The following is a 12,720-nucleotide window of genomic DNA, read 5'->3' on the forward strand; positions in this document are numbered from 1 at the left end:
CCGCACCCGCACCAGCCACTTCGCACGACTTCGCCCCGCCGAGCAACAGCTCTGCGGGGCGAAGTGATCAGGACCCCGAATTCGCCAACAGCATCCGGCTGGCCGCGGGGCCCCACCGGGGACCCTCCGGTCGAAGTCACGGATCTGGCCCATCGGCCCGCCGCTCCGCCGCCGCCGGGCAAGGCCCCTTTCCGAGTGCGAGCGAGCTCAGCCTCGGCTGCTGACGAAGCTGCAGGCCGACCCCGCCTACCCCGCGGCGGTGGACGTGATCGGGCACCACTGTCCGTGCGAGGGCGTCAACGGCGGGACCAACGGCACCGGTACGGCGTACAGCTGTCCGGTTCTGGACGCGGCCAAGTAGCTCGGCAAGCCGATCTGGGCAAGCGAGAACGGTTCCCAGGACCTGAACACCGGTGTGGCGCCGCAGATCCGCACGATCACCCGTGGCTATGTGGACGGGCGGGTCACGGCGACGTTCAACTGGCCGCTGATCGGGACGCTTTACCCCAACCTGCCGTTCCAGACCGATGGTCTGCTCCAGGCCAACCAGCCCTGGTCCGGCAACTACAGCGTCGGAAGCTCGGTGTGGACCACCGCGCAGGTCACCCAGGTCACCCAGCCCGGTTGCCAGTTCATCGACTCCGCCTCCGGCTACCTCGGCGGCGGCACTGGGACCGCCACCTCGCCCGGCAGTTATGTCTCCCAACAGCACCGACTGGTCGACCACCATGGAGACCACCACTGCCACCGAGGCGCAGACCCTCCACCTGCAGGCAGCCGGTGGTCTGACGGCCGGTCCGATCCGCCAATGACCTCTCCCTCGTCCGTCACACCCTGGACGACGAGCGCCGACAGCCCCGAAAACGCCACACCCACAGGATCGTTGGCATCACGCACACCATGCCAACGGCGACCGTCACGCTTCGTTACCGCCGAATACGGGCCAGAGCCGATTACGGGACAGAGCCGTTCTTTTTTCAGACCCGAGCACGGGGCACGTTCCCCTTGCTGCTTGTGATGTTGTTCCTCTTTGTTCTCAGCGGTCCACACGGTGGGTGGCGCGTTGCGCGGTCAGTGCGCCAGCCTGCCGACTGCCTGCTTGTACATCGCGGCGACGGCCTCGATGTCGCCCTTGGAGAGGCCGTTGCGCTGTCCCATGACGGCGCCTTTGGCGAGGGGCTTGAGGGGGATGATGGTCTCGGCTCCGGTGCTGGAGAACGCTTTCGGGCCGTAGTGCATGATCGAGTCGAAGTCGTAGGCGGTGTTGAAGGTGGACTCGCCGGTGTGCTTGGCGAAGTTGTGGCGTGAGGATTCCTGCACCGGGGCGAGATCGATCTTGACGTAGCTGTCCCGGTCGGGGCGGGACTGCTCGTGCCACAGACCCACCGCGTGACCGACCTCGTGGATGATGCTGCCGGTCTTGCACCAAGTGGGGATGTTGACCGCCTGCTTGCCGCCGATGCGTCCGACATAGGAGTTGCAGCTGCTGGCGCTCGGTTGGAAGTACACGTAGTCCGGGTAGAAGCTGGCGTTCTCCGCAGTGCGGGCGACGAAGACGACGGGTGTGTTGGAGTTCCAGTGCGCGATGGCGGCCTGGACCTCGTTCTGCTTGTCCGTGGGGAGGGCGGCGTCGATCTCGTACGGGATGACGGCCCTGTCCCAGCGGTAGCGGGTGTTCGCCCGTCCCAGCGAGCGGCCTTGGGCGCCGACGTCGAAGCCCTCCTCGGCGACCGGTTCCTCGTCGCCGGCCAGGGTGACGCTGGCCCAGCCGGTGGCCGGGTCGGTGAAGTGCGCGCCGCCCTCGCTCGCGGCGAGGTCGAGGGTGGCGGTGTGGGTCCGGCCGTCGCAGGTGACCTGGTCGGTGGTGGCGCTGCCGGCCGCTTCTGAGCCGTCGGCGAGCTGCTGCTCGAAGCCGACGGTCAGCGCCGTGGCGGAATCGTCCACGCAGCTGTAGGACACCTGGCCCCGGACGCGGTCCGGGGTCAGGTAGGCCAGGGAGTCGAGCGCGACGCTGCCGTAATGCTCGGGTTCCGCGGCCTCGGCCGCGGGGCTCAGCGGTCCGGCGAGCAGGCCGAGGAGCAGAGCGGGGGCAGCACCGTGGGCGATGTAGCGGTGGACGGTCACGAGGGGTCTCCTGCTGGTCGACGGAGCGGGTCGGCGTGGGATGCAAGGGGCGGCCCAGCATGCATCACGGATTGCCACTGCTGGTTACTGATTGTGTGCACGTCCAGCTCGGGGAGGCCACCTTGGGGGATGGCATTGCGGCCCGTTCGGCTGAAACCGCGCGCTGCCCCGGAACTGACGGTGCGGCGAATGGCGGAGGATCAGCGCATGACCGTTCGCGTGCGATGCGACTCTCGCTGAGGATGAGAGGACCGCCCCCTGCTCGTCCGATGCTCGAGGAGATGCTGTGCTCGTTCATGCCCGCCCGCGACGCCTGGTGAGGTCCGCAGCGCTGGCCCCCGGGGTCGCGATAGCCCTGCTGGTCTCGCTCGCCGGCCAGAGCAGCGCCGCACCGCGCCATGCCGCCGACGGCACCGGTGCGGTACCGCCACCGCCCGCCGCGCAGGCCTTTGATGGTGAGAAGCCGCTGGCGTCCGCCGAGGAGGTCACCAGCCTCTGCACCAAGGCCTCGTCATGCAGCTTCCGGATGTACGACCGGGTGCCGCGCGAATTCACCAGCGGGGTGGTTTCGCTGGGCAACGCGGCGATCAACTGCACCAACGGCGACATGGACGTCACCCGCACGGTCACCTTCGTGACCAGTAGCACCGACAACATCAGCGGCGCGATCTCCGGCAAGGCGACCCTCTCGGGCGGGGTGGACACCACCGTGACCGTCTCGGCCAACGGCTCGATCACGCCCGGTACGACCAACAGCGTCACCCAGTACGGCGCGAACAAGGACAAGGGCCCGACCACCGAGGACGCGACGACGAACGCCTCCACCACGCCGGTCACGGTGGCGGGCTCCAACGCGACGCACCTGGGCGTGCAGGCCACCTTCGAGTCGGCCTTCAAGGCCTCCTTCTCCCGCTCCTGGCAGGCGCAGACCACCGAGTCGACCAGGGTCGCCTTCAAGGTCAAGTCCAACGACGAGGTCCAGTTCGGGGTGGCCAACGCCTCCTCCCGGACCGTGGGTGAGCTGATCGTGAACGGCCTGAGCAAGCTGATCAAGAACGTGACGGTGGACAGCCCCTCCACCGTCAACGCCAGCTCGATCGTCGCCCAGACCTTCTCCAACAAGGACAAGTGCCTCTCGCTGCGGTCGCTCCCCGGGCTCGTCGAGGCCCCGCCGGAGGGCTCCGGCCGGGTGCCGGACGCGGTGTACGTGCTCACCCCGCAGGGCACCTGGGAGCAGCAGTGAGGCGCCGGGCGGCGACGGCCGCCCTGATCGCCCTGGCGCTTCCGGCCGGGCCCGCCTTCGCGGAGGACGCCGCTCCGGAGACGGCTGCCGCGCAGGCCTTCGACGGTGACACCCCGCTCGCGGACGCCCCCGCGCTCGCGCGCGGCTGCGGCGAGAGCTACGGGTGCTCGTTCCGGGTGGTTCCGGGCCTGTCACGGGAGTTCACCACGGCGGTGGCCTCGGTCGGCAACGGAGCGATCAACTGCACCGACGAGCCGATCACCGTCACCCGCACGGTGACGCTGACCTCGACCACCACCGACAACATCGCGGGCGAGATCTCCGGCAGCGCCACCATCGCGGGCACCATCGACAACACCACGGCCGTCAACGGCAGTGTGGGCGTCACCAACACCAGCGGCACCAGCCACACCGACTGGACCTCGCCCAAGGACAAGGGCCCGGCCACCCAGGCCACCAACGGAGGCTCGGTGGCCGTGGCCGGCTCGGTGTCGGGCGCCGCGCAGCTCAAGCTGACCGCCAGCGCCTCCTTCCAACTCGCTTACCAGGCCAGCTACTCGCACCAGTGGCAGCGCACCAGCACTGAGGTCACCGAGGTGAAGTTCACCGTGAACGCGGGCGACCAGCTGCAGTTCGGCGTGCTGAACGCGATGACGCGCACCGTGGGCGACCTGTTGGTCGAAGGTACGTCCAAGCTGATCAAGGGCGTCGTGGTGGACAGCCCGTCCAGCGTGAACGTCAGCACGGTCGTCGCCCAGACCTTCACCAACAGGTCTGCCTGCTTGAGTCTGAGGCCGACCAAGGCCGCCGCCAACGCCCTGATCGAAGTCCCGCCGAGCAAGGTCGGGGGTGGGCACCAGTACCGGCTGACGCCCGCCCGGACCTGGGAGCCGATGACGTGATGCGCGGCTTGGCCGCCTGCCCGGACTTCCGGGCAGGCGGCCAAGTCGTTCTGGCGGCTTACGGGTTGAGCGGTACCGTGTGCGTCCGCACCCCGCCGGGCGGGCTGTCCAGGGCGAGCAGGCGCTTGTCCGGGTTGGCGCCGTTGTCCGGGGTGTCGGCGCTCGGTCGGCCGGAGCCGCAGCGCTGGAGCTCGGTTTCGGTGAGTGGGCCGGTGCGCTGGTAGTAGCGGTCCGGGAGGGCGACGGCCGGCAGGTCGAAGGTGGCGTCCAGGCGGTAGCTGTTGCGGGGGTTGCTGAAGGTGCCGACCACGCGCTCGCGGGCGGGCTGCACCTCGATCCAACTCACCTCGCCCGGCTGGATGGTGGGGTTGAGGGCCTTGGTACTGGTCCGGCTCCAGGAGAGCGGGTTGCTGGTGGAGACTGCGGCCGCGTTGCCACCGCCGGCCGCGTATCCGGCAGCGGCCTGGGCGGCCAGGTTGGGGCGGCTCTGGGAGAGGTCGGAGCGGCTGGGGACCAGCGGGGTGCCCTTGAGGGCGTAGTACTGGGTGAGGCTGTCGTACGGGGGCTCGGTGACCTCGATCTTCCGGTCGTCGACCACCGCGTTGCGGCTGCAGTTGATGTAGACCTCGCCGACGATCCGGGTCTGGCCGTAGTACCGGTAGGAGTACCGGTTGTCCACGGTGAAGGTGCAGTTGCTGGCCGATCCCTCGCAGTCGTCCACCGCGACGCCGGGCTCCAGCGGGTCGTTGCCCTTGTAGGCCTTGGGACCGGGCAGTTGTTCCTTGGTGACCTTCTGGTCGACCGGGGCGGGGGTCTGCTTCGCGGTCACGTTGGTGATCAGAGGGCCGCAGGAGGGCGAGTCGCGGTGCTCCTGGGAGTCGAAGGAGACCATGGGATTGTCCTCGGTCGCGGTGAACGCGAAGGTCCGGCCGGTGGTCCAGGCGGCGGTGCCGACGGTGTCGGTGCCCTTGGTGGTGATCTGCGGGTCCTGGACGGGCCCTGGGGCGACGAGGGAGACGTTGTAGGCCTGGCCGTTCTTCACCTGCTCGGCGGTGCACTGCCGGTACACCCCCGGGCTGTCGTCCCAGGTGAGGGTGACGGCCGAGCCGGCCTTCACGCCCCACAGGCGGGTGCGCAGCGAGAGCGCGGCGCCGTTCCAGTTGAGGGTGGCGGCCTGGTAGCCGAGCGGGTGCTGGGCGAGGGTCTTCCCGAAGACGGCGCCGGAGTTGTTGTCCGGCGACCAGTCGGCGTGCCCGGAGGCGGTGCCATTGTCCGGGGCGACGGGCTGCGCGAAGGTGCCGTTGGGTACGGCCGCGTCCACGGTGTCGGCGGCCTGGGCCGGTGGGACGGTGACCAGGGCCAGGCCGGCTGCCAGTGCGGGGCACAGAAGTCGACGCCTCATCAGCAGTACCACCAGTTGCTCGGCGGAACGGGAGCCTGGCCGGGTTGGACGTCGGAGGTCAGGGCGTCGGGCAGCGCGCAGAGCGCCGCGGCTGCGGTGTTCGGGTCCTGCTCGCGCGGGACCTTGCCGAAGTCGTCGACGGCCTGGGTCTCCTTGGCGATCCCGTCCTTCTCGGCCTTGCCGTCACCCGCCACGCTCGCCAGGCACTCCTTACTGGTGGCGGGGCACTTGTCGATTTTCTCCTTGTCCCCGGCGATGTCCTTGCACTGCTGGCTGCTCGCCGATCCTCCCGCGCAGGGGTCGTTCTGCTTCGGGGGAGGTGCGGTCTGCTTGGCGGCAACGTTGGCGATCAGTGCTGGGCAGGCGGTGGGGTTGGAGGTCGAGGTGAACGTGATCTGCGGAGCGTCCTCGGCGGCGGTGAAGGAGTAGGTCCTGCCGATGAACCAATTCGTGCTCGAGGCCGGCGGATTGGTGGTCAGGCTGAGTGGCGGACCGCCCGTGGCCGACACGGTGTAGGTTCGGTCGCCGCCTCCTGCCTTCGCGCAGGTGTCGGGGCTGTCGTCCCAGCTGAGAGTGACCGTGGCGCCGGCTTGGACGCCCCGCAGTCGGGTGCTGACGCCGGCTGTCTGGAGGTAGGCGGCCTGGAGCCCCAGCCGGTGCGCGGCACGGGTCGCCGAGACGCGGCCGCCGCCGGTCCAGCCGTCGATACCCGCCTCCCACTCCTTGCCGCTGGGCACCGTCGGCGCGGAGAACGTCCCGTTCACCACCACCACCGCTTCGGTGTCCTCCGCCCCTGCCGGCGTCGCCGCCGCGATGGCGAGGGCGCTACTGAAGGTGACGGCCAGCAGTCTGGCGAGCTGGATGCGCATCACGGTGTCTCCCCACGAAGTTGTCCGAGATAACCGGCACTTGTGCGTTCGTGAACTGATGAGGGGTCAGTCCCAGTCGCCATGCTCTCGGGCTTTGATCACGGTCCGCAACCGCTGGCGGGCCGATAGGGCGATGACGAACGATCCCGGTCGACCAACGGTGTGGAAAGCCGTTCGAAAACGCACGGTCGTTCGGTTCATTGGGCATGCATGCGGTCGATCTGCCTTTCGGCTGCCCAGCCCTCGTGCCTGCGCCGCCCGCGCAGCCCGAACCGGCGGCCGGACGGCCGAGCGGCGCCCGTCGCCGCTGCACCGCACACCCGGAGCCGGTTGCCCGGCCGGGCTCGGCCCGGGCGAGCCCGCCCACCACCCGACACCCCCGACCGTGAGGATTGAGATGCGCCTCCTTCGCCCCAAGTTCCGCCCCCTGCCCGCCACCGCCTTGCCCGCGCTGGTCGCGGGCCTGGCTCTGGTGGGCGCCGTCGCGCTGCCCAGCTCCACCGCCTCCGCCTACGACCTGCGGGTGCGCTCCTGGGGACAGAACGCCTCCGGTCAGCTGGGCGACGGCACGAAGGTCAACCGGCAGACCCCGATCTCCGTGATCGGCATGTCGGGGGTCGAGATCACCACCATCGCCGCCGGCGGCACCGGCACCAATGGCTTCGCGCTGACCCTGCTCGCCAACGGCACCGTCGAGGCATGGGGCAAGAACGACAAGGGCCAGCTCGGCAACGGCACTGCCGACGACTCCGCCGTGCCGGGACTGGTGGCGGGCCTGGGCGGGGTGGAGGCGATCGCGGCCGGTGGCTCGCACGCCCTGGCGCTGCTGAAGGACGGCACGGTCCGGGCCTGGGGCAACAACAAGGAGGGCGAGCTGGGCGACGGCACCGTGGTCGATGCCAAGCTCCCGGTGACTGTGGCCGGGCTCGACGACGTCAAGGCGATCGCCGCGGGTGACACCTTCAGCATGGCCCTGCTGAAGGACGGGACGGTGAAGACCTGGGGCAACAACAAGGACGGCCAGCTCGGTACCACCCCGAAGCCGGCAAAGTCCACCGACCCCGTGCCCACCACCTTCGTCCCCGACGCCAAGACCCCCCGCACCACCGCCCTCGCCGTACCGGAACTGAGCACCGTCAAGGGCATCGCGACCGGCGCCAACCATGCCCTGGCACTGCTCGCGGACGACACCGTGATGGCCTGGGGCAAGAACGACAAGGGCCAGCTGGGCGACGACTCCACGATCACCAAGCCCTACCCGGTGCCGGTTCTGGAGCTCAAGAACGTCACCGCGCTCTCGGCAGGTGCCACGCACAGCATCGCGCTCCTCAAGGACCACACCCTGCGCGGCTGGGGCAACAACGCCAACGGTCAAGTCGGTGACGGGACCCTCACCCAGCGCGCCACCAGCGTGCCCCTCGTCGGCCTGACCGGTGTGCTCGCCGTCGCCTCCGGCGCCAACCACAACCTGGCCGTACTCGGCGACGGCACCGTCCAGGCCTGGGGCGACAACGCCGCCGGCCAGCTCGGGAACGGCACCCTCGCCCAGAGCCCGACTCCGGTCCAGGTGCTGGCCAAGTCCGGCAACCTCTCCATCGTCGCTGCGCCCTCGAACGGCAACTTCAGCCTGGCGCGCTGACCCTCCCTCACCACAGGAAGGCATCACATGACGAACTTCCGCACTACACGCCTGTGTTCGGCGATCGCCGCGGCCCTGACAGTGCTCGGCCTGGTGGCGATGCCGGTCGGCAGCGCCCAAGCCCAGGAGAAGCGGCTCAAGGCCTGGGGCAACAACCGCTCCGGCCAGCTCGGTGACGGCACCTGGACCGACTTCCGCACCTCGGCCACCTCGGTGACCGGGCTGACCAGCGCCGAGGTGACCAAGATCGCTGCCGGCGGGGCCGGACCCACGAACGGGCACGGGCTGGCGCTGCTGACCGACCACACCGTGCTGTCCTGGGGCGCCAACACCTACGGTCAGCTCGGTGACGGCACGGTCTTCGGCCACAACACACCCGGCCTGGTGGCGGGCCTCGGCGACGCTCGCGACGTCGCCGCCGGTGGCTCCCACAGCCTGGCCCTGCTGGGCGACCAGACTGTGGTGGCCTGGGGGCACAACAACTACGGGCAGCTCGGCAACGGCACCAACGCCGACAGCAGCGTCCCGGTCCGGGTCGAGGGCCTCAACAAGGTGATCGCGATCGCCGCGGGCTCGGAGCACAGCCTGGCCCTGCGCGAGGACGGCACGGTGTGGGCCTGGGGCTACAACATCAACGGCCAGCTCGGTGACGGAACTTCGGCCAGCCGCAACGTCCCCTCGCAGGTGGTCAACCTGACCGGGGTCAGCAAGATCGTGGCGGGTTGCAACCACAACCTCGCCCTGATCGGCCCGGCCAGCGGTGGCGGCACCAAGCCGACCAGTGGCAACTCGATCAAGGCTTGGGGCTACAACGCCACCGGCCAGCTCGGCGACAACAGCACCATCAACCGGTACACCCCGGTCGACACCCAGGGCATCTGGCTCGGTGGGGTCTCCCAGATCGCGGCGGGCTGCAACCACAGCATGGCCGTCACCGACAGCGACAACCGCCTCAAGGCCTGGGGCCAGAACACCTCCGGCCAGATCGGCGACGGCACGACGGACTACCGCATCACCCCCGTTCCCGTCACGGGCATCAAGGGCGTCCAGGCGGTGGCCGGTGGCCGTGAGCACACCATCGCCCTGCTCGGCGACAACACCGTCCGCTCCTGGGGTGCCAACGGCTCCGGCCAACTCGGGAACGGCACCACCGACCCGAGCGCCGTGCCGGTGACCACCCTCACCCCGCTGGTCGGTGTCGACAAGGTCGCAGCGCCGGTCGGCGGAGACTTCAGCCTGGCGAACTGACGCTCCATCAGCTCGACCGCGCCTGCCTCGGTCAACCGGGGCAGGCGCGGCAGCGCGCGGGTCACAGCAGGAAAACGGCGACCGTGGTGCCGAGCAGCAGCGTGGTGACGAGCGGCCAGTAGAGCAGGCGGGCGGCCAGGTTGCCGTTCCATTCGAGGAATCGCAGCCGTTTGGTGGAGGTGTACTCGACGACGTTGAGGGCGACCAGGGCGATGACCAGGTAGAGGATGAAGTAGAAGTACTCGGCGTAGACGATGCCGGTGGAGCCGGTGGTGGAGCGCAGCGAGCTGTGCTGGACGGCGACGACGAGCATCATGGCGCCGCAGAAGCCGATGACCGTCCAGGTGGAGAAGCCGGCCAGGGAGCGGCGGTCGGAGTCCATGGTGACGACGAACAGCGAGGCGAAGACCAGCAGGGTGATCACGATGAGCGGGATCAGGCGGTCGAGCAGTGGGCTGAGGAACTCGCGGGTGATGCCGGTGGAGAAGTGCATGGCGGCGATGGTCGAGTCGGGCGTGGCGCCCGGGTTGCCGAGGGTGGTGCGGGTGGTGGACTCGCCCATGGAGAAGGCGGTGAAGTGGGGGTTCCACTCGCCGGTGACCATGCCGGTGTAGAGGCCGAGGTTTTGCGCTGGGTCCCAGGGCGGGTAGGCGGCGAAGTCGGGGACCAGGACGGTGCCGGGGGTCTTGGCCCACATGGTCGCCCAGATGACCTGGCTGTCGAGCGGGTAGTGGCTGTAGTCGAAGGTCTCGCGCAGGGTAGTGCGCAGCTTCCAGCCGACGGTCTGGGAGCCGTCGCTGTTGGGGTGGAGGTAGACCTGTTCGCCGACGCCGGGGCCGTCGATGGCGGCGGGCAGTTCGACGGCGGCGGTCTTGGTGTCGGCGGAGGCGGGCAGGCGCTGCCAGAGGTAGCCGGTGAGGCGGACGTTGTTGGCGTCGGTGAACTGGGCGGTCTGGATCATCACGCCGGTGGGGATCTGCTGCATGCCGTCGCGCTGCTCGGAGCGCAGGTAGTCGGTGGTCTGGGGCTGGGAGGTGACCACGGTGCCGGGCGCGCCGGTGACGGTGTCGTCGGCGGCGACCGACACCCAGACGAACACGGTCGCGAGCAGGCAGAGCGCGCTCACGGCCGCGCTGAACCAGCCCAGCGAGGACGGCTTGGCGGGCGTCGGTCGCAGCAGCAGCCAGGCCACCAGGGCCAGGCCGACCACCGAGCAGCCCAGCACGACGGCGAGCCGGCCGCCGTGCTGGAGCACCTCGTGCACCGGCCCGTCGATCCCCGCCGCCGCGCCTCCTGCGACCACAAACAACGTCGCTGCGGCGACCGCGAGAGCGATCCGCCACCCACCCCACCGGTCGCGGGGCTGGTGCGGGTCGGCAGGCGGTGGCATGGCAGCTCCGAAGCGGGAACGGGTAGTGGAGTACTCCGAGGATGCGCGCCAACCACGTTGCCGCTCGTGTGCGAATCGCAGGTTCGTTGTCGAACCAGCTCTAATTCCGCCGAACGGCTCCATCGCAAATCGTCTACCCCGCCGAGAGGAGGGATGGGCATCAGCCAGCAGGTCGATGGCACTCCCACGGCAGCACCTGCCCCCTGCGCTCCTGGCATCACTGGCGCACGCCGCCGGACCGGCCACCGCAGTGGCGGCCAGCAGTGGGCTGGCGGCGTGATCCGGGTCTCTGCGCCAAGGCGCAGAGTCGCCAAAAGGAGGCAATCCCATGGTGGTCCGAGAATGGTCAAGGTGCGATTTGTCGGCTGGTGTCCTTTGTAATCGCAACCCCGAGCTTGCGGACGAGTTGTGACCTCGGATGCCGGGCGAGAACCTCTGCGGCACGTACCACCAGCCGACGCAGAACCGGAATGTGACGGACTTGTGGGATCAGCAGCACGATCAACATCGGCAGACCCGCTAGGGGAGCGTGTCTCAGACAAACGATCAATCCGACGCCGCGTCACAACATCTGCGACAGCACCCATTCACTCGTACCTGGCTAACACATTGAATCGTACGCCGACACCGTTGTCAGCTTCGCCGGCGAGGGATGATCGAAGGGGTGACTGTGATGGCCGGGCGAGTCGGCGGCAAGTTCCACTGCCCCGTCCGTCGCCCGGCGGATGAAGGTTCCCGGGGCTCGCCTCGCGTTCGTGCCCGCGCGTGGCGTCGGTCCGGCACGAGTATGAGGGCCTGCCCTACTATCCCCATCTCCGATGTGTGCGCTCCCGCCGCGTTGATTGGGGCGTTCACTGGCGACGGGGACCACCCTCCCCGGCCGACGCTTGACGGCCGCTGAACCCGACTCCGCCGCAGACCCGCGGCACCAATCGCAATGCTGCCCGCGTCCAGCCATGTCCCTGCTGATCCAGCGGCCGCCAACAACGACTTCTGCGCGGGCCTGCGGGCGCGACTGACTGGGCAACACGCCCGATTGCGCATCGTGACCACTGGCGACTGATGGTGTACGTAGGATATTCGAGAGTCGGTCCCGCGAGACGACGGTGCCCGGCAGCGGGTGACAGCCATCGCGGGCAAGCGGTGGACCCTGATGCGACGTCACTGAACCGAGGAGTTGCTGAGGCATGTCGAAGATCACGACGTCAGGGACCTGGACGGCCGTCACCCCGGCCCCGCCGGGCGTCTCGGGGCTGAACACCGGCCACGTCTCCTGGGGCACGCCGGCCGGGGGCGGGGGCGGGAAGAGCGGCTATGCGTTCTCCGGCAGCACGGTCGAGGCGACGGCCGACGGTTCGGAGGTGACGCTGGGCACCTTCACCCACCAGAACTTCCCCATATTCGGCGGTGGCGTCGACCGGTTCGATGTCGACCTCGTGGTACACATCCGGTTCGAGGACGACGCCACGGACCGCAACTTCAGCTTCCGGTTCCACCACTTCGAGACGCCCAATGACGGCCCGACACCGGACGACGAAGTCGATTTGTCCACGCGGGTGTCCCCGGAGACCGTGATCATCGACGGTGAGGAGTACGCCGCCGTGATCACCGGCTTCAAGCGCAACGGCCAGATCGTCAACAAGTTCCTCAGCCCCGAGAACGGCTCCAACAGCGCCGACATCGTCGCCTCGCTCTCGCGCGTCGGCGTCCCGGACGTGGTGATCGCCAACGTCCGCCACAAGGGCGGAGTCAAGTACACCCAAGCCGACGAGTACGTCGAGATCGTCAACCGCGGCACAGCACACGCGGACATCTCCGGCTGGCTCCTCTACGCCGACGACCCGGGCCAGAACTTCACCTTCCCGCCCGGCACCACGCTCAAGGCCGGTCAGCGGATCCGCAT

The 12,720-nt window shown here is 69.2% G+C and carries 9 protein-coding genes and 1 pseudogene; 6 read left to right on the forward strand and 4 right to left on the reverse strand.

Going from position 1 to position 12,720, the window contains the following annotated elements:
- Positions 1 to 373: 373 nt before the first annotated feature.
- Positions 374 to 598 (forward strand): annotated as a pseudogene (locus ACFW1A_RS30700) (hypothetical protein); the annotation flags it as partial.
- 473 nt (positions 599 to 1,071) lie between these two features.
- Here the strand turns inward: ACFW1A_RS30700 and ACFW1A_RS30705 are convergent.
- Positions 1,072 to 2,124, reverse strand: coding sequence for a M12 family metallopeptidase (locus tag ACFW1A_RS30705; protein ID WP_380414513.1), 1,053 nt, complete (start codon positions 2,122 to 2,124; stop codon positions 1,072 to 1,074).
- 286 nt (positions 2,125 to 2,410) lie between these two features.
- Here ACFW1A_RS30705 and ACFW1A_RS30710 point away from each other — a divergent pair, with 286 nt between their 5' ends.
- Both ACFW1A_RS30710 and ACFW1A_RS30715 read left to right on the forward strand, forming a co-directional pair.
- Positions 2,411 to 3,367, forward strand: a complete 957-nt coding sequence (locus ACFW1A_RS30710; protein WP_380414516.1) for a hypothetical protein — start codon at positions 2,411 to 2,413, stop codon at positions 3,365 to 3,367.
- Positions 3,364 to 4,269, forward strand: a complete 906-nt coding sequence (locus tag ACFW1A_RS30715; RefSeq protein WP_380414518.1) for a hypothetical protein — start codon at positions 3,364 to 3,366, stop codon at positions 4,267 to 4,269. The genes ACFW1A_RS30710 and ACFW1A_RS30715 overlap by 4 nt, the downstream gene beginning before the upstream one ends.
- 58 nt (positions 4,270 to 4,327) lie before the next feature.
- Here ACFW1A_RS30715 and ACFW1A_RS30720 read toward each other — a convergent pair whose 3' ends face one another.
- Entirely contained in the window at positions 4,328 to 5,671 is a 1,344-nt protein-coding gene (locus ACFW1A_RS30720; protein ID WP_380414520.1) for a DUF642 domain-containing protein, read from the reverse strand.
- On the reverse strand, positions 5,671 to 6,540 hold the full coding sequence (locus ACFW1A_RS30725; protein WP_380414522.1) for a hypothetical protein: 870 nt from the start codon (positions 6,538 to 6,540) through the stop codon (positions 5,671 to 5,673). The genes ACFW1A_RS30720 and ACFW1A_RS30725 overlap by 1 nt, the downstream gene beginning before the upstream one ends.
- Before the next feature lie 397 nt (positions 6,541 to 6,937).
- Between ACFW1A_RS30725 and ACFW1A_RS30730 the strand changes: the two genes are divergently transcribed.
- Positions 6,938 to 8,179: an RCC1 domain-containing protein gene (locus ACFW1A_RS30730; RefSeq protein ID WP_380414524.1), complete on the forward strand. Its 1,242-nt coding sequence runs from the start codon at positions 6,938 to 6,940 to the stop codon at positions 8,177 to 8,179.
- Positions 8,180 to 8,206: 27 nt separating this feature from the next.
- Positions 8,207 to 9,427, forward strand: a complete 1,221-nt coding sequence (locus ACFW1A_RS30735; protein ID WP_380414526.1) for an RCC1 domain-containing protein — start codon at positions 8,207 to 8,209, stop codon at positions 9,425 to 9,427.
- Positions 9,428 to 9,488: 61 nt separating this feature from the next.
- Here the strand turns inward: ACFW1A_RS30735 and ACFW1A_RS30740 are convergent, their stop codons facing one another.
- Positions 9,489 to 10,817 carry a hypothetical protein gene (locus ACFW1A_RS30740; RefSeq protein WP_380414528.1) on the reverse strand — a complete coding sequence of 443 codons (1,329 nt, stop codon included), beginning with the start codon at positions 10,815 to 10,817 and terminating at the stop codon, positions 9,489 to 9,491.
- A gap of 1,187 nt (positions 10,818 to 12,004) precedes the next feature.
- Here ACFW1A_RS30740 and ACFW1A_RS30745 point away from each other — a divergent pair.
- Positions 12,005 to 12,720: choice-of-anchor K domain-containing protein (locus ACFW1A_RS30745; protein ID WP_380414530.1), on the forward strand; the 716-nt coding region annotated here is incomplete at its 3' end.

The sequence above is a fragment of the Kitasatospora sp. NPDC058965 genome, assembly GCF_042741245.1.
Classification (GTDB): Bacteria; Actinomycetota; Actinomycetes; order Streptomycetales; family Streptomycetaceae; genus Kitasatospora.

Excerpts from the sequence above, each read along its gene's own strand:
- ACFW1A_RS30735 (WP_380414526.1), top strand. The coding sequence starts at position 8,207 with ATGACGAACTTCCGCACTACACGCCTGTGTTCGGCGATCGCCGCGGCC.
- ACFW1A_RS30720 (WP_380414520.1), bottom strand. The coding sequence starts at position 5,671 with ATGAGGCGTCGACTTCTGTGCCCCGCACTGGCAGCCGGCCTGGCCCTG.
- ACFW1A_RS30730 (WP_380414524.1), top strand. The coding sequence starts at position 6,938 with ATGCGCCTCCTTCGCCCCAAGTTCCGCCCCCTGCCCGCCACCGCCTTG.
- ACFW1A_RS30740 (WP_380414528.1), bottom strand. The coding sequence starts at position 10,817 with ATGCCACCGCCTGCCGACCCGCACCAGCCCCGCGACCGGTGGGGTGGG.
- ACFW1A_RS30725 (WP_380414522.1), bottom strand. The coding sequence starts at position 6,540 with ATGCGCATCCAGCTCGCCAGACTGCTGGCCGTCACCTTCAGTAGCGCC.